The following is a 19,607-nucleotide window of genomic DNA, read 5'->3' on the forward strand; positions in this document are numbered from 1 at the left end:
CGACGCCGAGCGGGCGTCGGTGCGCCCGGCGGAGCGGGGCTGGTGACGCCCGCCCTCGGGGACGACTGGGCGGTCGGACCGGACGGCCTGCGGCAGCGCCGCGCCGCGCGCGTCATCGTGCTCGACCACGTGGACCGGGTCCTCCTGGTGCGTGGGCACGACGCCGACCAGCCGGAACGCTCCTGGTGGTTCACCGTCGGCGGCGGCATCGACGAGGGCGAGAGCGAGGTCGACGCCGCCCTGCGCGAGCTGCGTGAGGAGGCGGGCCTCGCCCTCGCGCCGGGCGACCTCGTGGGCCCCGTGCTGACCCGCGACGCGTACTTCCACTTCTTCGCGGAGACGTGCCGCCAGCAGGAGGTCTTCTTCCTCGCGCGCGTCGCCGGCGGCCACGAGCCCACCGCCGACGGGTGGACCCCCGAGGAGCGTGACGTGCTCGACGAGATGCGCTGGCTGACCACCGCGGAGCTGCGCGCCGAGACGCGCGAGGTCTTCCCGACCGCGCTGCCGGACGTCGTCGACGCGCTGGCCGCCGGCTGGGACGGCACCGTGCGCCACCTCGGCACGCAGCACGACGACGAGCCGTCGGACCCGGACGAGCTCGCGCCCTGACGTCGCCCGCCGCCACCGCCGGCCTCCCGCGACGGGACACGACGCGCGCCCCGAGCATCCGTTCGTTACGGTCGAGGTGAGCCAGGTCACGCACAGCGAGGTGCGGGCGGCAACGGACCGACGGGGGGCGTCGACGTGAACCGACTGACGAAGGCAGCGATCGCCGTGGGGGGTGCCGCCGTCCTGCTGGTCGGCGGGGCCCAGACGATCGCGTACTGGACCGCCGAGGGGACGGCCACGGGCACCGACGTGTCCGCGGGCACCCTCACCATGACCGACGGGGCCTGCGGGGAGTGGACCCTCGACGGGGGCGGGGCCGTGACCGACGGCATCGTCCCCGGCGACACCGTCACGACGACCTGCTCGCTGACCGTCGGGGGCACCGGGGACCACCTGGCCCTGGGGGAGATCACGGTCTCCTCGCCGACCTGGGGCGCGGACAACGCGCTCACCGAGGCGCTGGACCTGAGCCTCACCTCGGCCACCCTCGGCGGCGACACCCTGACGCTGCCGCTCACCGACCCGGTGCCGGTGAGCGCCTCGTCCCCGCTCGTCGTCTCGCTCGAGGCGGCGTTCGACACCGCCGCGGGCAACGACACGCAGGCGCTGACGGCCGCGCTCGAGGACGTCACGGTCCAGGTCACGCAGGCACACGTCGTCCCCGCGCCCTGAGCGCGTGGACGCGGCACCCGCGCGACCGGGCACCGGTGTGCGGCGCGTCCTCGGCCGGGCGCTCGCCGGGGTCGTCCTGCTGGCTGCCGGGGGCGCCCTGCTGCTCGTCGTCGTGATCCCCAGGCTGGCCGGCGCCACCCCGTACGGCGTCGCCACGGGGTCGATGCGCCCGGGGCTCGACGTCGGCACGCTCGTCGTGGTGCGGCCCGTGGACGCCGACGAGATCACCACGGGACAGGTGGTGACCTACCAGCTGCGCTCCGGCGACCCGACGGTCGTGACGCACCGCGTCGTGGGGCTCGGCACCACCGCCTCCGGCGAGCGCACGCTCGTCACCCGCGGCGACGCGAACGAGGTGGCCGACCCGCGGCCGGTCCAGGCCGTGCAGGTGCGGGGCGTGCTCTGGTACGCCGTCCCGCAGCTCGGGCGCCTCATGGGCCTGGGGACGCCGCAGCAGCGCGAGCAGCTCACCACGGTCGCGGCGCTGGCGCTCCTGGTCTACGCGGGCTGGCTCGTCGCGGGGGAGGTGCGCACGCGTCGCGCCGCCGCGCGGCGGGCCCGCGACGACGGGGCCGGTGGTCCGACGCCGGCCGTGCCCGCGGAGCGGCCGCCGCTGCACGACGCGCTCTTCGGCCCGGGCGGCGCAGGGCCCGGTGACCGTCGATGATCGCGCCGCGGCCCGCCGGCGCCGGTTCCCCGCGCCGCCCGGGAGCGATGGCCGGCGCGTGCGCGGTCGGCCTGGCGCTCGCCGCCGCCGCCCTGCCCGCCGAGGGTGCCAGGGCCGCCGGCGACGACCCGCCGGGCGGGGTCGCGCTGAGCCTCGACGGCGACCGGTGGAGCCGAGACCTCGACGCGCCGCTGTTCGACACCGCGCGGTGGGTGCCGGGGGAGACTCGGCGCTCGGTGGTGCTGGTCCGCAACGACGGACCCGGTGCCGCGCAGGGGGACGTCGTCGTCGCCCTGGGTCCCGGGGACGGCGCGGCGGGCCGGGCCCTGGCGGACGCGCTGCGGGTGCGCGTGCGTGCGGAGGGCTCCCGGTGGGCCACCGACGGGGCGCCGGTCGACCTCGCCGAGTCCGAGGTGCTGCCCGTCGCGCTGGAGGTGACGCTCGACCCCGCCGCCGGGGACGAGACCCAGGGCGGGACGGTGCCGCTCGACGTCGTCGTCACCCTCGGGGGGACCGGGACCGGGGACGGCGGCGGTGGCGCGGACGGGGCGGACGACGGGGACGGGCCCGGCGGGGCCGACGGCGCGCCGGGGGGCGAGCGGGACGAGGTCCGGGGGGACGGGGCGCTGCCGCGCACCGGAAGGGCGCCGGCCGCGGCGCTGCTCGCCGCGGCGGGCGCCGTGCTCCTGGGTGCCCTGCTGCGGACGCTCGCGGCGCGCCGGGGAGGCCGCCGTGGCTGACCGCGAGGGGCGGCGCAGGGGCGTGCGCGGGGTCGCGGCGCTCGTCGTGGTGGCCCTCGGCTGCGTTTTCGCGAGCGCCGGGATCGCCTGGGCGTGGTGGCAGGCGTCGGGCACGGCGACGGCCCCGACGACGCGCGTCACGGCGGGCACGCTCGACGTCCAGGCGCCGGGCGTGGGGACCGGGCTGGTGGGGCGCGGGGGCACGGTGACGCTGTCGGCGCTGACGCTCACCGCCGCGGTCCCGGGCTCGGGGGCCTCGGAGGTGGTCACGGTCCGCAACGCCGGGTCGCGCCCGATCAGCGTGACCGCGACGCCCGGGCGGACCGGCTCGCTGACGACGGCGTTCGGCGTGAGCGCGTCGTTCGGCGCGACGGACACGGGGACCGGCTGCAGCGCCGGCACCGGCGGGACGACGACCATCCCGGTGCGCGGGACCGCGACGCTGTGCCTGGCCGTGGCCGTGGCGGCCACCGCGCCGAGCACCACCCAGGGCCTGTCGGGCACGATGTCGGTGGCGCTCGCGGCGAGCATGCCCGGCACCTCGTGGACGGACACGGGCACCATCGTGAGCGGCGCGGTGGGCGCGGCGACCGTCCCGGCGCCGACGCTGAGCTGCGGCGCCCTCGGCCTCGTCTCCGTGACCTTCAACTGGACCGCGGTCACGAGCGCGACCCGGTACCAGTTCACCTTCGGGCCGGCGGCCACCCCCACCACCGTGCAGGTGCCGGCCGGCACGACGACCTACCAGGTGACCGGCGTGGCCACCAACGCCACGGCGCGGGTGCGCGCCGAGCGGGTCTTCCCGAGCGTCACGTGGACGTCGGTGGCGTCGAGCGCACGCACGTACTCCATCGCCCTCGGCCTGATCGGCACCTGCGCCTGACGGCCGGGGCGGGGACGTCGCCGCCGGCGCCTCTACACTGCCCCGGTGACCACGACGATCGGCGTCCTCGCCCTGCAGGGCGACGTGCGCGAGCACGCCGCCGCCCTCGAGCAGGCGGGTGCCCGCGCGGTGAGCGTCCGCCGCCCGGCCGAGCTGGACGCCGTCGACGGGCTGGTGCTGCCCGGCGGCGAGTCGACCACCATCGACAAGCTGCTGCGCCTCTTCGAGCTCGCCGACCCCCTGCGCGGCCTCATCGGGCAGGGGCTGCCCGTGTTCGGCTCCTGCGCCGGCATGATCCTGCTCGCGGACCGGATCGAGGGCGGCACGGCCGACCAGCGCACGCTCGGCGGCATGGACGTGGTCGTGCGGCGCAACGCCTTCGGCCGCCAGGTCGACTCGTTCGAGGCGGACCTGCAGGTGGCGGGCGTCTCGGACGCCCCGGGCGGGCGCCCCGTGCGCACCGCGTTCATCCGCGCGCCGTGGGTCGAGGAGGCCGGCCCGCAGGTCGAGGTCCTGGCCCGGATCCCGGACCGCTGGGCGGACGGCTCCACGGTGGGGCCCGCCGCCGGTAAGATCGTCGCAGCACGTCAGGGACGGCTGCTCGCCACCGCGTTCCACCCGGAGATCACGGGGGACGCGCGCGTGCACGGGCTGTTCGTCCGGATCGTCCAAGCATCGCGAAGGAGTTAGGGAGCGCATGTCAGGTCACTCCAAGTGGGCCACGACCAAGCACAAGAAGGCGGCGATCGACGCCAAGCGTGGCAAGCTCTTCGCAAAGCTGATCAAGAACATCGAGGTCGCCGCGCGCACCGGTGGCGGTGACCCCGCCGGCAACCCGACCCTGTTCGACGCCATCCAGAAGGCGAAGAAGTCGTCGGTCCCCAACGACAACATCGAGCGCGCCCTCAAGCGCGGCTCCGGCGAGGGCGCCGACGCCGTCGACTACCAGACGATCATGTACGAGGGCTACGGCGCCAACGGCATCGCCGTCCTCGTCGAGTGCCTCACGGACAACAAGAACCGCGCCGCCTCCGAGGTCCGCCTCGCGTTCAGCCGCAACGGCGGCAACCTGGCGGACCCGGGCTCCGTGTCCTACCTGTTCTCCCGCAAGGGCCTCGTCGTCGTGCCCAAGGCCGACGGCGTCACCGAGGACGACGTCATGCTCGCCGCCCTCGACGCCGGTGCCGAGGAGGTCAGCGACGAGGGCGAGGTCATCGAGGTCCTCTCCGAGGCCACCGACCTCGTCGCCGTGCGCACCGCCATCCAGGAGGCGGGCATCGAGTACGACTCCGCCGACTCCATCTGGCACCCGTCCATGGAGGTCGAGGTCGACGTCGAGGGCGCGCGCAAGATCATGCGCCTCATCGACGCGCTGGAGGACAGCGACGACGTCCAGAACGTGTACGCCAACTTCGACGCCTCGGACGAGGTCATGGCGGCGCTGGACGAGGACTGATCCTCTTCTCCCGCTGCTGACCGCGGGCTCTCGGCTGGGGCGCGGGGGCCGGGCGGGGAATGCCGCGAGGCGCGCCATCCGGCCGCTCGTTCCTCGCGGCCTCCCGCCAGGCCCGGCCAGCCTCGCGGCATTCCCCGCCCGGTCCCCGCGCGTTCGTGCCTGGCCGCCGCTCCGGCGCCACGGTTCGTTCCTCGTGGTGGGGGAGAGGCAGGGTGATGTGTGGAGTGCGGGACCGTGGTCGCGCCTGCGTGGGGGTGTCCGCGGTGCGTGAGATGGTGACCGCGTGCGAGTGCTGGGGGTGGATCCGGGGCTGACCCGGTGCGGGGTCGGCGTCGTCGACTCGTTGCCGGGACGCAGGGCCCGGATGGTCGACGTCGGGGTCGTGCGCAGCGAGCCCGAGCTGAGCGTGGACCTGCGCCTGTTGCGCATCGCCGAGGGGCTCGACGAGTGGCTCGAGCGCACCGTGCCCGACGTCGTGGCCGTGGAGCGCGTGTTCGCGCAGAACAACCTCAGCACCGTGATGGGTACGGCGCAGGTCGCCGGCCTGGCGATGGTCGCCGCCGCGAAGCGCGGGGTGCCCGTCGCGATGCACACCCCCAGCGAGGTGAAGGCCGCCGTCACCGGGTCCGGCCGGGCGGGCAAGGAGCAGGTCCAGCGGATGGTCGCGCGCATCCTCGGGCTCGACGAGCTGCCCCGGCCCGCGGACGCCGCGGACGCCCTCGCCCTCGCGGTCACCCACCTGTGGCGGCCCTCCGGCGCGCTGCAGGGCGGGGAGCGCAACGAGCTCACGCCGGCGCAGCGCGCCTGGGCCGCGGCGGAGCGCTCGGCGCGCACCGGGTCGCACCGTGGCGCCCCGTCCCGGACGGCCCGCTGACGACGGGGGTGCCGGCCTCCCCGTGTCGCGTCCGGGAGCGTCGGCACCGGTTGTTACAGTGACGCCTCGTACGGGTGTTCGACGGATGGCCAGTTCGACGGAAGGACCACGGTGATCGCCTCCCTGACCGGCACGGTCACGCACGTGACGCTCGAGCGGGCCGTGCTCGACGTCGGCGGGGTCGGGTACCTCGTCCACGCCACCCCCGGCACCCTGGCGGGGCTCCGGGTGGGGGAGCGCGCCCAGCTGCACACCACGCTCGTCGTCCGCGAGGACTCGATGACCGTGTTCGGCTTCGCCGAGGCGGACGAGCGCGAGGTCTTCGAGACGGCGCAGTCGGTCTCCGGCGTCGGCCCGCGGATCGCGCTCGCGATGCTCGCCGTGCTCACCCCCGACGCCCTGCGCCGCGCCGTCGCGAGCGAGGATCTCGCGGCGCTGCGCCGCATCCCCGGCGTCGGGCCCAAGAGCGCCCAGCGCCTCGTGCTCGAGCTGTCCGGCAAGCTCGGCGCGCCGGCCTCCGCCGCCGCCGGCGGCGTCGTGCCCGACGCGACGCCCGTCGCCCCGGGCGACCCCGCGCGCGACCAGGTGGTCGAGGCGCTCGTGGGTCTGGGCTGGGCCGCCAAGGTCGCCCAGGACACGGTCGACCGCGTCGTCGCGGACGCCGGCGACGACGGCCCCGTGGACGTCGCCGCCACGTTGCGGGCGGCGCTGCGCTCGCTGGGCGGCCGACGTGGCTGAGCCGCTGGAGCCGGAGTACGGCGGCGAGCGGCTCGTCACCTCCTCGGCCGACGACGTGGAGCGCGCGGCCGAGGCGGCGCTGCGGCCCAAGAACCTCGGCGAGTTCGTCGGCCAGCGCGTCGTGCGCGACCAGCTCTCCCTCGTCCTCCAGGCCGCGCTGGCCCGTGACGCCTCGCCCGACCACGTGCTGCTGTCCGGCCCGCCCGGCCTCGGCAAGACGACGCTCGCGATGATCATCGCGGCCGAGCTGGGCACGTCGCTGCGCGTCACCAGCGGTCCGGCGATCCAGCACGCGGGCGACCTGGCCGCCGTCCTCTCCTCGCTCGAGGAGGGCGAGGTGCTCTTCATCGACGAGATCCATCGCCTCGCGCGCCCGGCGGAGGAGCTCCTGTACGTCGCGATGGAGGACTTCCGCGTCGACGTCGTCGTCGGCAAGGGCGCGGGCGCCAGCGCGATCCCGCTGGCGCTGCCGCCGTTCACCGTGGTGGGCGCGACCACCCGCTCCGGGCTGCTCCCGGCCCCGCTGCGGGACCGGTTCGGCTTCACCGGGCACCTCGACTTCTACGACGCCGCGGAGCTGGAGCGCGTCATCCTGCGCTCGGCCGGCCTGCTGGGCGTGGACCTGCAGCACGCGGCCGCGCACGAGATCGCCGGCCGGTCGAGGGGCACGCCCCGCATCGCCAACCGGCTGCTGCGCCGCGTGCGCGACTGGGCGCAGGTGCGCGGGGACGGCCGGCTGGACCTGCGCGCCGCCCGCGCCGCCCTCGAGGTCTACGAGGTGGACCCGATCGGCCTCGACCGGCTCGACAGGTCCGTCCTCGACGCCGTCTGCCGCCGGTTCGGCGGCGGGCCCGTCGGCCTGAGCACCCTCGCGATGACCGTCGGCGAGGAGCCCGACACGGTCGAGACCGTCGCGGAGCCGTACCTGGTGCGCGAGGGGCTGCTCGGCCGCACCCCGCGCGGGCGCGTCGCGACGGCGGCCGCCTGGGAGCACCTCGGCCTCGAGCCCCCGCCCGGGGCGTGGGGCGCACCGCTCGGCGGCACCCTCTTCGACGAGGCCGCCGAGAGCGGCGAGCAAAGCACCTAGACTGGTGGTGCCCGGCCGCTGGCGGCCCGGGCCGGAACTCGACGGGTGCCGTGCTCGTTGGGGCCCGTACGCACAGGTTCGCGAGCAGACGCGGAGCTGTGCCCGGCGTGCCGACCGGCGCGCCGCGACGCCCGCCCGTCGAGCACCGACCGCCGGGCAGCGACAGACAAGGACGCTCCGTGGACTTCTCCATCATCATTCTCTTCGTGGTCCTCGCCGGCCTCATGTTCTTCATGAGCTCGCGGTCGCGAAAGCAGCAGCGCGCGCAGCAGGAGTTCCGGTCGCAGCTCGCCCCGGGCCAGGAGGTCATGACCGGCTCCGGCCTCTTCGGCACCGTGGTGGAGATCGACGAGGAGAACGACACCGTCACCATCGAGTCGAGCCCCGGCACGCAGACCCGCTGGCTCCGTGCGGCGATCGCCAAGCGCGTCGACACGCCGGTCGAGGACGCCACCGAGGCGGCCGACGAGACTGACGTCACAGCCGACCCCACCGCGACCGGTACGATCACCTCCGGCGACGGTCGCATCGACGTCCCCGACGACCTGTCGAGCCTGGACACCGCGCAGCGGGAGTACCGGGACCAGCAGCGTCGCGACGAGGGCGAGACCGGCACCACGAAGTGACAGCACCAGCGACATGGGACGGCGGGCGCTCGCGCCCGCCGGCCTGACAACGCGCCGGTCGGGGTGATCCCGGCCGGCGCCATCACGCGTCGACCCTCGGCGGCGCGCAGACGGGAAGAGACAGAAGTTGGCGAACTCACGCACGAAGCGGTCGCGTTCGGCGCGCACCCTCGTGGTCTTCACGATCCTGACGATCGTCCTGCCGTTCCTCGCCCTCGGCGCCGGCGTCTTCTGGGACGCCAAGTCCGACTCCAACCCGGACGGCGCGAGCTGGGCCCCGGGCCTGGCGCTCGACCTGCAGGGCGGCACGCAGCTGATCCTCACGGCCGACACCACCGACGGGTCGCAGGTGACGTCGGAGACGATCGACGAGTCGATCAACGTCATCCGGCAGCGCATCGACTCCTCGGGCGTCTCCGAGGCCGAGATCACCGCCCAGGGCTCGAAGAACATCGTCGTCGGGATCCCCGGCGAGGTGTCGCAGGAGACCATCGACCTCATCTCCCAGCCCGCCCAGATGCGCTTCCGCCCGGTGCTGACCTATGCCGCGGGCACGCCGACGCCCGAGCCGTCCGCCTCGCCGAGCGGCGACGCCGAGGGCGCGTCCTCCGACGACGCCGCGGCCGACGACGCGAAGGCAGACGAGAGCGCGGACACCACGCCGAGCGGCAAGAGCGCCGGCGCGGCCGTGACCCTGCCCTCGGACCTCGCCAACGCCACCGACCCGACGGCGACGCCCACCGCGACCGCCACGTCCGGCGACGGCGCGTCCTCCGACCCCTCGCCGACGTCGACGCCGGCCGAGGGCGACCAGGCCGCGACGTCCGACCCGAGCGACCTCGCGCAGGTCACGCCGGAGATCCAGTCCCAGTTCGAGAAGCTCGACTGCACCGACCCGGAGAACCTCAAGGGCGGCGGCGGGGACGACCCCGACAAGCCGCTGGTGACCTGTGACGAGACCGGTGCGGTCAAGTACATCCTCGGCCCGGTGGAGATCGAGGGCACCCACATCGCCAACGCGAGCTCGGGCCTGGTGCCGGGGCCGAACGGCACCACCACCAACGAGTGGGGCGTCTTCCTCGACTTCGACTCGGAGGGCGCGAAGGCGTTCCGCGAGACCACGGGCCGCCTCGCCACGCTCGAGGCGCCGCGCAACCAGTTCGCCATCGTCCTCGACACCCTGGTGGTCTCGGCCCCGTCCGTGTCGCAGGCGATCACGGACGGCAGCGCCGTGATCTCCGGGTCCTTCACGCGGGACTCGGCGGCCACGCTCGCCAACCAGCTCAGCTTCGGCGCGCTGCCGGTGCAGTACACGGTGGAGAGCCAGGAGGTCATCTCCGCGACCCTCGGCTCCGAGCAGCTGCGCAACGGCCTCATCGCGGGTCTCATCGGCCTCGCGCTCGTCGTCGTGTACTCGCTGCTGCAGTACCGCACGCTGGGCCTGCTCACCGTCGCGTCGCTGGTCGTCGCCGGTGTCATCACCTACCTGTCCATCGCCCTGCTCTCCTGGGGGATGGGCTACCGGCTCTCGCTCGCGGGCGTCGCCGGTCTGATCGTCGCGATCGGCTTCACCGCGGACTCGTTCATCGTGTACTTCGAACGCATCCGTGACGAGCTGCGTGACGGGAGAACTCTGGCCTACGCCGTCGAGCGCGGCTGGGCCCGCGCGCGGCGCACGGTGCTCGCGGCGAAGGCCGTCAACCTGATCTCGGCCGTCATCCTGTACTTCCTCGCCGTCGGCGGCGTGCAGGGCTTCGCGTTCACCCTGGGCCTGACGACGATCATCGACGTCGCCGTGGTGTTCTGGTTCACGCACCCGATGATGGAGGTCATCACCAAGATCCCGTTCTTCCGGGACGGTCACCTCTGGTCCGGCCTGTCGCCGGAGCGGCTGCGCGCGGGCTCCGGCCCGCGGTACGTCGGCGCCGGGCGGGTCCGGATGCCGGAGCCGGCCGTGGCCGGCGCCGCCCCGGCCGGCGACACGACCGAGGTCGAGCCCGAGGCCGCCCGTGTGCCCTCCGGCGCGCCGACGTCGGCGGAGCCCACGGCCCCTGAGCCTGTGCACAGCGGCGCGCGGCAGGCCGCGGGTCCCGCGACCGACGCGTCCGGCCGTCGCCTGACGATCGCCGAGCGCCGCGCCGCCGAGCGTCGCGCGGCCGCGGCCCAGGAGGCCGAGCCCGACCCAGGACCCGACGACGGTGCGTCGCCCTCGGCGACCGGTGAGAACCCCTCCGGCACGAACGAGGAGAGCCGCTGATGGCCCGCATCAACTTCGCCCAGTGGGGCAACGACCTGTACACGGGCCGCCGGTCCTACCCGATCGTGCAGCGCCGCCGGCGCTGGTTCGTGATCGCCGCGGTGCTCGCGATCGCCTCGATCCTCATCATCGCGATCAAGGGCCTCACGCTCGGCATCGACTTCCGCGGCGGCACGGAGTTCACCGTGACGAACGCGTCCTCGACCGAGCAGCAGCTCGCGATCGACGTCGTGCACCAGACCCTCCCCGGTGAGGAGCCCCGCGTCGCGATCGTGGGCGGCTCGTCGGTCCGCGTGCAGACCGAGGAGGTGACGCCCGAGCAGGAGTCGGAGATCGTCGCCGACCTCGCCACGGCGTACGACGTGGACGAGTCGACGATCACCACGTCGTTCGTGGGCCCGACCTGGGGCGCCGGCGTCTCGACCCGGGCCCTGTGGGGCACGGTCGTGTTCGTGCTCGCCGCGGCGCTGTTCATGGCCGTGTACTTCCGCGCCTGGCGGATGTCGGTGGCGGCGATCATCGCCATGCTCGGCGACCTGCTCATCTCCGCCGGCGTGTACGCCGCCATCGGCTGGGAGGTCACGCCGTCGACGATCATCGGCTTCCTGACGATCCTCGGCTTCTCGCTGTACGACAAGATGGTCGTCTTCGACAAGGTCCGCGAGAACACCGCGGACGTGCTCACCCAGACGCGCAGCACCTACGCGGAGCGGGCGAACCTCGCCGTCAACCAGACGCTGGTCCGGTCGATCAACACCTCGGTCGTGGCGCTGCTGCCGGTCGCGAGCATCCTGTTCGTGGGGGCGTTCCTGCTGGGTGCGGGCACGCTGCGCGACCTGTCGCTGTCGCTGTTCGTCGGTATCGCCGTCGGCGCCGCCTCGTCCCTCTTCCTCGCGACCCCGCTGGACGTCTCCCTGCGGGAGCGTGAGCCCCGCATCGCGGCGCACACGAAGTCGGTGCTCGAGGCCCGCGCCGGCCTGGTCGCCGAGGGCGGCCACGAGGCCGAGGTCGAGGCGTACACCACCGGGTCGGCGCAGCTCGTGCCGGGTCAGCACCAGGGCGCCAGCGCCCAGCCGCGCCGCAAGCGCGCGCGCTGAGGCGCGGGTGACAGGGATGACGGACGCCTTCGACGGCACGGCCGGTGACGGCCGGCCGGACGACATCGTGCTCGACGGGCTGCGGGGCCTGGGCTCCGGGCGCGCCGCGGAGATCCGCGCGCTGATCCGGGACGTGCCGGACTACCCGCACCCGCCGGTCGTGTTCCGGGACATCACCCCGCTGCTCGCGGACGGCCCGGCGCTCTCGGACGTCGTCGAGGCGTTCGCCGGGCTCGTGGACGCGGACGGCGGCGTGGACGTCGTCGCCGGCATGGAGGCCCGTGGCTTCCTGCTCGGGGCGCCGCTCGCGACCCGCCTCGGCGTCGGCTTCCTGCCGCTGCGCAAGGCCGGGAAGCTGCCGCCGCCGGTGGAGCGCGTGGAGTACGACCTCGAGTACGGCTCGGCCGCGATCGAGCTGCGCACGGGAACACTGAGCACGGGTGCGCGTGTTCTCCTCGTCGACGACGTGCTCGCCACCGGCGGCACGGCGCGCGCGGCGGCCGAGCTCGTGGAGCGCTCGGGCGGCCAGGTGGTGGCCCTCGCGTTCCTGCTCGAGCTCGCTGGCCTGGGCGGACGCGACCGGCTGCCGGGCCGGACGGTCGAGGCTCTGCTGCGCGTGGAGTCGTAGACTTGCCGTCCCGGCCGTCGGTGACCCCGCGGTGGATGCGGAAGGAGGCGCAGATGAGCGACGAGACGAAGGTCGCGCGCGCCGCCGCCGCGCCCCAGGGATCCGCGCCGGCCGGCCGCGGCGCCGGCTCCGGGCGCAGCGTGCGCAACCGGCTGGTGCGGCTCGGGGTGCGCGGCGCCCCGCCCACCACGCCCGCGCTGGAGCCCGTGCTCCAGGCCGTGCGCACCAACCACCCGAAGTCGGACCTGTCGGTGCTCGAGCGCGCCTACGCGACGGCGGAGCGGTGTCACCGCGGCCAGGAGCGCAAGTCCGGCGACCCGTACATCACGCACCCGGTCGCCGTGGCGACGATCCTGGCCGAGCTCGGCTTCGACGGCGCGACCCTCGCGGCCGCGCTGCTGCACGACACGGTCGAGGACACGGACTACGGCCTCGACGAGCTGACGCGGGAGTACGGCGAGGAGATCGCCATGCTCGTCGACGGCGTCACCAAGCTCGACAAGGTGAAGTACGGCGACGCGGCCCAGGCCGAGACCGTCCGCAAGATGGTCGTCGCGATGGCGAAGGACATCCGCGTGCTGGTCATCAAGCTCGCGGACCGGCTGCACAACGCCCGCACCTGGAAGTACGTCTCCGGGTCGTCGGCGCAGCGCAAGGCGCGCGAGACGCTCGAGATCTACGCCCCGCTGGCGCACCGGCTGGGCATGAACACCATCAAGTGGGAGCTGGAGGACCTGTCCTTCCAGACGCTCTACCCCAAGGTGTACGACGAGATCGTGCACCTGGTGGCCGAGCGCGCGCCCGCCCGCGAGGAGTACCTCTCGGTGGTGCGGGAGCAGATCTCCGCCGACCTGCGCAGCGCGAAGATCAAGGCCACCGTGACCGGTCGGCCCAAGCACTACTACTCGATCTACCAGAAGATGATCGTGCGCGGGCACGACTTCGCGGAGATCTACGACCTCGTCGGCACGCGCGTCCTCGTGGACACGGTGCGGGACTGCTACGCGGTGCTCGGCGCGCTCCACGCGCGCTGGAACCCGGTCCCGGGCCGGTTCAAGGACTACATCGCGATGCCGAAGTTCAACATGTACCAGTCGCTGCACACGACGGTCGTGGGCCCGGGCGGCAAGCCGGTCGAGATCCAGATCCGCACGCACGACATGCACCGGCGCGCGGAGTACGGCGTCGCCGCGCACTGGAAGTACAAGCAGATGGCGCCCGCCGGCAAGGCGGCCACGGACGACCCGCGCGCCAACGACATGGCCTGGCTGCGCCAGCTCGTCGACTGGCAGCGCGAGACCGCGGACCCGAGCGAGTTCCTCGACTCCCTGCGCTACGAGATCGGCGGCGCGGAGGTGTACGTCTTCACGCCGAAGGGCGAGGTGATGGCGCTGCCCGCCGGCGCCACGCCGGTCGACTTCGCCTACTCGGTGCACACCGAGGTGGGCCACCGCACGATGGGCGCTCGCGTCAACGGCCGCCTCGTCCCGCTCGACTCGACGCTGCAGAACGGCGACACGGTCGACATCCTCACCTCGAAGGCGGAGTCCGCGGGCCCGTCGCGCGACTGGCTCGCGTTCGTGAAGTCCGCGCGCGCCCGCAACAAGATCCGCCAGTGGTTCACCAAGGAGCGGCGCGAGGAGGCGATCGAGCAGGGCAAGGACGCCATCACGAAGGCGATGCGCAAGCAGAACCTGCCGATCCAGCGCCTGCTCAGCCACGAGGCGCTCGTCGGCCTGGCGAACGACATGCGCTACGCCGACGTGTCCGCGCTGTACGCGGCCGTCGGCGAGGGGCACGCCTCGGCGCCGCACGTGGTCGACCTGCTCGTGAAGTCGCTCGGCGGCGAGGAGGGCACCGAGGAGGACGCGGCCGAGGCCGCGCGTCCCGGCACGCCCACGCGGCGCGGGCGCACCGGCGACCCCGGCATCGTGGTCAAGGGCGTGGACGACATCTGGGTCAAGCTCGCCAAGTGCTGCACGCCGGTGCCGGGCGACTCCATCGTCGGGTTCGTGACCCGGGGAGCGGGCGTGAGCGTGCACCGCGCGGACTGCGCCAACGCCGAGCAGCTGGCGAAGGCCCAGCCGGAGCGCATGGTCGACGTGAGCTGGACGACCGGTGCCAACACGATGTTCCTCGTGCAGATCCAGGTCGAGGCGCTCGACCGGTCCCGGCTGCTCTCCGACGTGACGAAGGTGCTGTCGGACTATCACGTCAACATCCTGTCGGCGACGGTCTCCACGTCGACCGACCGGATCGCGATCTCCAAGTTCGTCTTCGAGATGGCCGAGCCCGGGCACCTGCAGCAGGTCCTCACGGCGGTGCGCAAGGTCGACGGCGTGTTCGACGTCTACCGGATCACCGGGACCAAGGCGGCCGAGATGCCGCAGGCCTCGGAGGGCGCGGCGCACTGACCTCGCGCGCCGGCGTCCCGGAGATGAGGGCGCCGAGGGTCGGTCCCGCGCTCGGGGGCAGCGGGGTGGCGCCGGGAGCGGCGCGGAACCCGCCGAGCAGCACGGCGACGAGCCGCCGCGACGCGCTCCCGGTCGGGTCGGCCGCCGCGGCCACGACGCCGTCGTTCGCCATCACCACGAGGGCGAGGTCGTCGAGGGTGACGTCGGGGCGCAGCGCGCCCGAGGCCTGGGCGCGGGCGACGAGCCCGGCCAGCGACGCGAACACCCGGTCACGCTCACGACCGATCGCCGTGGCGTCGCCGGCCCGCGGCACGGACGCGAGGAAGGCGGCGCTGAACCCGCGGTCCACCGCCTGGGTCTGGCAGACCCGCGTGACCGCGGTGACGAAGCCGCGCCACGGGTCGGGGTCCTGCGTCGCGGCGTCCACGTCGGCAGCGCACCGGGCGAACTGCTCCGCGAAGACCTGCTGGACGAGGTCGTCGCGGGTCGGGAACCGGCGGTAGAGCGTGGCGACGCCCACCCCGGCGTGCCGGGCCACCGTGGCCATCGGGACGTCGAGACCGCGTTCGGCGAAGAGCCGCCGCGCGACCGCGACGATCCGGTCGCGGTTGCGGCGGGCGTCGGACCGCATCGTCGCGGCGCCGGCGGCGGTGTCGGCGGGGGACCGGTCGGCGTCGTCGCGCGGGGGCACGTGAGAGGAAGTGGCGGTCATCCTTCTCAGACTACGCAGAAGTGGAGGGGGTGCTCCGCTTGCGCCCCTAGGGTGGCACGTGGCCCCCGGGTCGTTCTCGACCCGCCGCACCGTCCCGCTGGAGATCCCGTGCCGTCCTTGCAGTCCCCGTTCGTCCGTCGGTTCGTCCGAGCGTTCAACACCGGCGTGCTCGCCTGGCGGTCCTCGCCGCGCTGGGGCGGGGCGGCACGCCGGCACCTGACGATCCTCACGTACACCGGCCGGCGGTCGGGGCGGGTGTTCAGCATCCCTGTGGGCTACCGCAGGCGGGGGGAGGTCGTCACGATCGGCGCCATGCTCCCGGACGCGAAGCTCTGGTGGCGCAACTTCCTGGGCGCCGGCGCCGCGGCCACCGTCGAGGTCGACGGCGTCGCGCGCCCGGGGCACGCCGTCGCCGTCCGGGACGACGCGGGCCGCGTGACGGTCACCGTCCGGCTGGACCCGCTCGCGGGCCCGGGGGCGCCCGCACCTGCAGAGGTGCCGGTCGCACGCGCGGAGTAGGTTCGCCAGCATGACGCTGCCGCTCGAGCCGCCGCTGCTGCCCATGCTCGCCAAGTCGGTGCCGGACGTGCCCGGCCAGCCGGACGGCGCCCCCACCTGGGTGTACGAGCCGAAGTGGGACGGCTTCCGCGCTCTCGTCTTCCGGGACGGCGACGACGTGCGGATCGACTCCCGCAACGGGCGGCCGATGCAGCGCTACTTCCCGGACGTCGTCGACGCCGTCCTCGACGCGCTGCCGACGCGGTGCGTGGTCGACGGCGAGATCGTCGTCGCGCGGCCCGGCGACGAGGCCTCGGGCCGGTCCGCACACCTCGACTTCGACGCGCTGGGTCAGCGCATCCACCCCGCGGAGTCGCGCGTGCGGATGCTCGCCTCCGAGACGCCGGCGAGCCTCGTCGTCTTCGACCTCCTCGCCCTGGGTGACGACGACCTGTCCGGGCGCCCGCTGGGGGAGCGGCTGGCCGCGCTCGACGGGCTGGGGCTCGCCGGGCCGCAGGTGCACGCGACGCCGCGCACGCAGGACGCCGCCGTCGCCCGGGACTGGTTCGCGACGTTCGAGGGCGCCGGCCTCGACGGGGTGGTCGCCAAGCGGCTCGACGACGCGTACCAGCCGAACAAGCGCGCGCTGCTGAAGATCAAGCACGCCCGGACCGCCGACGTCGTCCTGGCCGGCTACCGGCTGCACAAGACGTCGACGCCCGAGGCGCCCCTCATCGGGTCGCTCCTGCTCGGGCTGTACGCCGACGGCGACGACCCCGCCAGCCTCCAGTTCGTGGGCGTCTCGGCCTCGTTCCCCGCCGCCCGCAGGGCCGCGCTGCACGCCGAGCTCGCGCCGCTCGTCGTCGAGCCCGGCAGCGACGCCGCCGCCGCGCACCCCTGGGCGAACTGGCAGGACCCGGCCGTCGCCGACGGCAGCACGGGGGAGCGGCGACCCGGCGCCCAGTCGCGCTGGAGCGCGGGCAAGGACCTCTCGTTCACCCCGCTGCGGGTGGAGCGGGTGCTCGAGGTCGGGTACGACCACATGGAGGGCAGCCGGTTCCGCCACACCGCGCAGCTCAAGCGGTGGCGGCCCGACCGCGACCCGGCCTCGTGCACGTACGCGCAGCTCGAGGAGCCGGTCGGCTACGACCTGGCCGGCCTGCTGCCCGGGGCGCCGGGCACCGCCTGACCGCCGGCCCCGCCGATGAGTCGCGACCGACGCCGGGGTCTAGGGAGCATGGGAACCCTCAGGTACGGACTGATGAGCTGTTCGCTCGACGGCTACGTGGCCGACGCCGGCGGCGGCTTCGACTGGAGCGCGCCGGACGACGCCGTCCACGCGTTCATCAACGACCGGGTCCGGGACGTGGGGACGTTCGTCGTGGGCCGGAACATGTTCGAGACCATGCGCGTGTGGGACACGTGGCCCCCGGGGCAGAGCGACGCCTCGGACGAGTTCGCGGAGATCTGGCGCGGGATCGACAAGATCGTCTGCTCCGACAGCCTCGGCGCCGTCGACGCGCCGCGCACCACCCTCGAGCCGCGGCTCACGACGGCCCGCCTCGCCGAGATCGCGGCGGCCGCGGACGGCGCCGTCGAGGTGTCGGGGCCCACGACGGCCGCCGGCGCGCTGCGGGCCGGGCTGGTCGACGAGATGACGATCCGCATCGTGCCGCACGTCGCCGGGGGCGGGCTGCGGCTGCTGCCCGACGGGATGCGGGCCGACCTCGTGCGCGCGGAGTGCGTGCCGCTCGGCGACGGGTCCGTCTTCCTGCGCTACACCCGTCCCTGATCGTCGCGGGCTGGATCAGGACCGCTTGCGGTCCGTGTCGCGGCTGGGCTGCACCCGCTTCGGCTCGCCCGGCATCTTCGGGTACTCGGGGGGATAGGGCAGGTCGCCCAGCCCGTGCTCCTCCTCGTCGCGGCGGGCGAGCTCGAGGGCGGCGTCGAGCGAGCAGTCGAGCGCGGGGTCGCGGTCGGCGCGCAGCGGCGCGAACAGGTCGCCGCGCTCGGCGAACCGGGCGGGCACGGTGGTGACGTCGAAGTCGTCCGGGTGGACCTCGCCGACCTCGTCCCACTCGAGCGGGGTGGAGACCGTGGCGCGCTTGTTGGCGCGCACGGAGTACGCCGACGCGATGGTGCGGTCGCGCGCCATCTGGTTGTAGTCGACGAAGATCTTGACGCCCCGCTCCTCCTTCCACCACTTGGTGGTGACCTGGTCGGGGAGGCGCCGCTCCAGCTCCCGGCCGACGGCGATCGTGGCGCGTCGGGCCTGCTGGAACGACCAGCGGGGCGCGAGCGGCACGAAGACGTGCAGGCCCCGCCCACCCGACGTCTTCGGGTAGCCCGTGAGGCCGAGCTCGGCGAGCAGGTCGCGCAGGTGGGGAGCGACGGTGGCGGCGTCGTCGAACGTGGTGCCGGGCTGGGGGTCGAGGTCGATGCGGAGCTGGTCCACGGCCTCGACGTCGTCGCGCCGCACGGGCCACGGGTGGAACGTGAGGGTGCCGAGGTTCGCCGCCCACGCGACGACCGCCAGCTCGGTGGGCGCCACCTCGTCGGCCGTGCGTCCGCTGGGGAAGGCGATGGTGGCGGTCTCCACCCAGTCCGGTGCCCCCTGGGGGAGGCGCTTCTGGTAGAACGCGTCGCCGCGGTTGTCCGCGCGCGTGGCCATCACGGCCTCGGGCCACCAGCCCTTCGGCCACCGCTCGAGGGTGGTCGGCCGGTGCAGCAGGGCGCCGAGGATGCCCTCGCCCACGGACAGGAAGTACTCGACGATCTCGCGCTTCGTGAGTTCCGGGCGGTCGGGCAGCTCGGGGAAGACGACGCGGTCGGGGCTGGAGACGCGGACGGCGCGTCCGGCGGCGTCGAGCTCGACGGCGGGTGCGGCGGGGGCCATGCGCCTCAACCTAGGGCAGGGCGACGGGCGCCGCACGGAGGGGCTCCGTCGCCCCGGAGCGTGCGAGCTCGAGCACGCGGCGCGCCCGCGGCCGCCCGACCGCGCGGGTCCGGCGCTCCAGCAGCCGCGCCGCGTCGGAGAGGTCCAGCCCGCACGCGCCCGCAAGGACGCGGGCGAGCCCGGCGGCCCCCTCGTCGCCGGGGACGTGGAGGGCGACGTCCACGACGGTCCGCAGCGGGGCCGTCACGCGCACCCGGCCGACCTCCTGGGTGTCGCCGCGGAGCAACGGAGCCTGCCACACGAGCCCGGCGCTCCAGACCTCCGGCCGGTGACCACCGGCGGCGTAGGTGACGTCGAGGCACGACGCCGCCTGGACCGCCGCGGGCCGCCCGGCGTGCACCCAGGCGGCGCTGCGGCCCGCGAGGACACCGCCGGTGGGCAGCTCCGCCGCGAGCAGCGTCGCCCGCAGGGCGGGGGTCACCGGAGTCCCGGCGGCGACGGCTGCGTCCCCGCGGAGGACCTCGAGGGCGCCGTCCCGCACCAGCACGTCCCAGGCCGCCCGCCCGCCGACGTCGTGCGGGCGCACCAGCGGGCCCGATCCCCGCGGCGGCGGGGCGAGGAGCGCCCCGAGCCGGGCGGTGCCGGCGTCGGCGCGCGGGTGCGGGGGGAGCGAGGCCGAGACGGCGAAGGGGGCCACGACCGGAACGTATCCGGTCGTGGACCCCTTCAGGGGCGGCCTGTGGACGGCCGCGG

At 74.7% G+C, this 19,607-nt stretch carries 21 protein-coding genes; 18 read left to right on the forward strand and 3 right to left on the reverse strand.

Going from position 1 to position 19,607, the window contains the following annotated elements:
- The first annotated feature begins 42 nt into the window (after positions 1–42).
- The 15 genes from ACFU5J_RS15565 to ACFU5J_RS15635 all read left to right on the forward strand — a co-directional run bounded on the left by ACFU5J_RS15565 (position 43) and on the right by ACFU5J_RS15635 (position 14,748).
- Complete coding sequence (locus ACFU5J_RS15565; protein ID WP_430579323.1) at positions 43–609, forward strand: NUDIX hydrolase; 567 nt, start codon at positions 43–45, stop codon at positions 607–609.
- Between the two features lie 135 nt (positions 610–744).
- Positions 745–1,281, forward strand: coding sequence for an alternate-type signal peptide domain-containing protein (locus ACFU5J_RS15570; RefSeq protein ID WP_430575784.1), 537 nt, complete (start codon positions 745–747; stop codon positions 1,279–1,281).
- Positions 1,282–1,285: 4 nt separating this feature from the next.
- Positions 1,286–1,948, forward strand: coding sequence for a signal peptidase I (locus ACFU5J_RS15575; protein ID WP_430579324.1), 663 nt, complete (start codon positions 1,286–1,288; stop codon positions 1,946–1,948).
- Positions 1,945–2,688, forward strand: coding sequence for a hypothetical protein (locus ACFU5J_RS15580; protein WP_430579325.1), 744 nt, complete (start codon positions 1,945–1,947; stop codon positions 2,686–2,688). The genes ACFU5J_RS15575 and ACFU5J_RS15580 overlap by 4 nt, the downstream gene beginning before the upstream one ends.
- Positions 2,681–3,571 (forward strand): hypothetical protein, encoded by an 891-nt coding sequence (locus ACFU5J_RS15585; protein ID WP_430579326.1) that lies wholly within the window; start codon positions 2,681–2,683, stop codon positions 3,569–3,571. Before ACFU5J_RS15580 ends, ACFU5J_RS15585 begins: the two co-directional genes overlap by 8 nt.
- A 45-nt stretch (positions 3,572–3,616) precedes the next feature.
- Positions 3,617–4,261 carry a pyridoxal 5'-phosphate synthase glutaminase subunit PdxT gene (gene pdxT / locus ACFU5J_RS15590; protein ID WP_430579327.1) on the forward strand — a complete coding sequence of 215 codons (645 nt, stop codon included), beginning with the start codon at positions 3,617–3,619 and terminating at the stop codon, positions 4,259–4,261.
- Between the two features lie 7 nt (positions 4,262–4,268).
- Entirely contained in the window at positions 4,269–5,027 is a 759-nt protein-coding gene (locus tag ACFU5J_RS15595) for a YebC/PmpR family DNA-binding transcriptional regulator (RefSeq protein ID WP_430579328.1), read from the forward strand.
- A 283-nt stretch (positions 5,028–5,310) separates the two neighbouring features.
- Positions 5,311–5,901 (forward strand): crossover junction endodeoxyribonuclease RuvC, encoded by a 591-nt coding sequence (gene ruvC, locus ACFU5J_RS15600; protein WP_430575778.1) that lies wholly within the window; start codon positions 5,311–5,313, stop codon positions 5,899–5,901.
- A gap of 111 nt (positions 5,902–6,012) precedes the next feature.
- Positions 6,013–6,639 carry a Holliday junction branch migration protein RuvA gene (gene ruvA / locus ACFU5J_RS15605; protein ID WP_430579329.1) on the forward strand — a complete coding sequence of 209 codons (627 nt, stop codon included), beginning with the start codon at positions 6,013–6,015 and terminating at the stop codon, positions 6,637–6,639.
- Entirely contained in the window at positions 6,632–7,726 is a 1,095-nt protein-coding gene (gene ruvB / locus ACFU5J_RS15610) for a Holliday junction branch migration DNA helicase RuvB (RefSeq protein ID WP_430575776.1), read from the forward strand. The genes ruvA and ruvB overlap by 8 nt, the downstream gene beginning before the upstream one ends.
- A gap of 179 nt (positions 7,727–7,905) precedes the next feature.
- Positions 7,906–8,352, forward strand: a complete 447-nt coding sequence (gene yajC, locus ACFU5J_RS15615; RefSeq protein WP_430575775.1) for a preprotein translocase subunit YajC — start codon at positions 7,906–7,908, stop codon at positions 8,350–8,352.
- A 127-nt stretch (positions 8,353–8,479) separates the two neighbouring features.
- On the forward strand, positions 8,480–10,609 hold the full coding sequence (gene secD / locus ACFU5J_RS15620; RefSeq protein ID WP_430579330.1) for a protein translocase subunit SecD: 2,130 nt from the start codon (positions 8,480–8,482) through the stop codon (positions 10,607–10,609).
- Positions 10,609–11,706 carry a protein translocase subunit SecF gene (secF, locus tag ACFU5J_RS15625; protein WP_430579331.1) on the forward strand — a complete coding sequence of 366 codons (1,098 nt, stop codon included), beginning with the start codon at positions 10,609–10,611 and terminating at the stop codon, positions 11,704–11,706. The genes secD and secF overlap by 1 nt, the downstream gene beginning before the upstream one ends.
- A gap of 16 nt (positions 11,707–11,722) precedes the next feature.
- The gene (locus tag ACFU5J_RS15630) at positions 11,723–12,334 is read left to right on the forward strand and encodes an adenine phosphoribosyltransferase (protein WP_430579332.1); all 612 of its coding nucleotides are present in this window, start codon (positions 11,723–11,725) and stop codon (positions 12,332–12,334) included.
- 53 nt (positions 12,335–12,387) lie between these two features.
- Positions 12,388–14,748 (forward strand): RelA/SpoT family protein, encoded by a 2,361-nt coding sequence (locus tag ACFU5J_RS15635; protein ID WP_430575771.1) that lies wholly within the window; start codon positions 12,388–12,390, stop codon positions 14,746–14,748.
- Here ACFU5J_RS15635 and ACFU5J_RS15640 read toward each other — a convergent pair.
- Positions 14,693–15,460 carry a TetR/AcrR family transcriptional regulator gene (locus ACFU5J_RS15640; RefSeq protein ID WP_430579333.1) on the reverse strand — a complete coding sequence of 256 codons (768 nt, stop codon included), beginning with the start codon at positions 15,458–15,460 and terminating at the stop codon, positions 14,693–14,695. The two genes, ACFU5J_RS15635 and ACFU5J_RS15640, sit on opposite strands and share 56 nt — an antisense overlap.
- Positions 15,461–15,568: 108 nt before the next feature.
- On the opposite strand from ACFU5J_RS15640, the gene ACFU5J_RS15645 reads away from it, so the two are divergent.
- The 3 genes from ACFU5J_RS15645 (at position 15,569) to ACFU5J_RS15655 (ending at position 17,750) form a co-directional block, all read left to right on the forward strand.
- Positions 15,569–15,979: a nitroreductase/quinone reductase family protein gene (locus ACFU5J_RS15645; protein ID WP_430579334.1), complete on the forward strand. Its 411-nt coding sequence runs from the start codon at positions 15,569–15,571 to the stop codon at positions 15,977–15,979.
- A gap of 10 nt (positions 15,980–15,989) precedes the next feature.
- Positions 15,990–17,147 carry an ATP-dependent DNA ligase gene (locus tag ACFU5J_RS15650; protein ID WP_430579335.1) on the forward strand — a complete coding sequence of 386 codons (1,158 nt, stop codon included), beginning with the start codon at positions 15,990–15,992 and terminating at the stop codon, positions 17,145–17,147.
- Positions 17,148–17,219: 72 nt separating this feature from the next.
- Complete coding sequence (locus ACFU5J_RS15655) at positions 17,220–17,750, forward strand: dihydrofolate reductase family protein (protein WP_430575767.1); 531 nt, start codon at positions 17,220–17,222, stop codon at positions 17,748–17,750.
- A gap of 15 nt (positions 17,751–17,765) precedes the next feature.
- Here ACFU5J_RS15655 and ligD read toward each other — a convergent pair whose 3' ends face one another.
- Complete coding sequence (gene ligD, locus ACFU5J_RS15660; RefSeq protein WP_430579336.1) at positions 17,766–18,854, reverse strand: non-homologous end-joining DNA ligase; 1,089 nt, start codon at positions 18,852–18,854, stop codon at positions 17,766–17,768.
- Positions 18,855–18,864: 10 nt separating this feature from the next.
- Positions 18,865–19,551 carry a hypothetical protein gene (locus tag ACFU5J_RS15665; protein WP_430579337.1) on the reverse strand — a complete coding sequence of 229 codons (687 nt, stop codon included), beginning with the start codon at positions 19,549–19,551 and terminating at the stop codon, positions 18,865–18,867.
- Between the last annotated feature and the right edge of the window lie 56 nt (positions 19,552–19,607).

Origin of the sequence: Isoptericola sp. NPDC057559 (assembly GCF_042801555.1) — a bacterium.
GTDB lineage: Bacteria > Actinomycetota > Actinomycetes > Actinomycetales > Cellulomonadaceae > Isoptericola.

Bases quoted from the DNA above. Each gene is read 5' to 3' on its own strand.
- ACFU5J_RS15580 (WP_430579325.1), top strand. From the start codon at position 1,945: ATGATCGCGCCGCGGCCCGCCGGCGCCGGTTCCCCGCGCCGCCCGGGA.
- ACFU5J_RS15595 (WP_430579328.1), top strand. From the start codon at position 4,269: ATGTCAGGTCACTCCAAGTGGGCCACGACCAAGCACAAGAAGGCGGCG.
- secF (WP_430579331.1), top strand. From the start codon at position 10,609: ATGGCCCGCATCAACTTCGCCCAGTGGGGCAACGACCTGTACACGGGC.
- ACFU5J_RS15630 (WP_430579332.1), top strand. From the start codon at position 11,723: ATGACGGACGCCTTCGACGGCACGGCCGGTGACGGCCGGCCGGACGAC.
- ACFU5J_RS15635 (WP_430575771.1), top strand. From the start codon at position 12,388: ATGAGCGACGAGACGAAGGTCGCGCGCGCCGCCGCCGCGCCCCAGGGA.
- ACFU5J_RS15640 (WP_430579333.1), bottom strand. From the start codon at position 15,460: ATGACCGCCACTTCCTCTCACGTGCCCCCGCGCGACGACGCCGACCGG.
- ACFU5J_RS15650 (WP_430579335.1), top strand. From the start codon at position 15,990: ATGACGCTGCCGCTCGAGCCGCCGCTGCTGCCCATGCTCGCCAAGTCG.
- ACFU5J_RS15655 (WP_430575767.1), top strand. From the start codon at position 17,220: ATGAGCTGTTCGCTCGACGGCTACGTGGCCGACGCCGGCGGCGGCTTC.
- ligD (WP_430579336.1), bottom strand. From the start codon at position 18,854: ATGGCCCCCGCCGCACCCGCCGTCGAGCTCGACGCCGCCGGACGCGCC.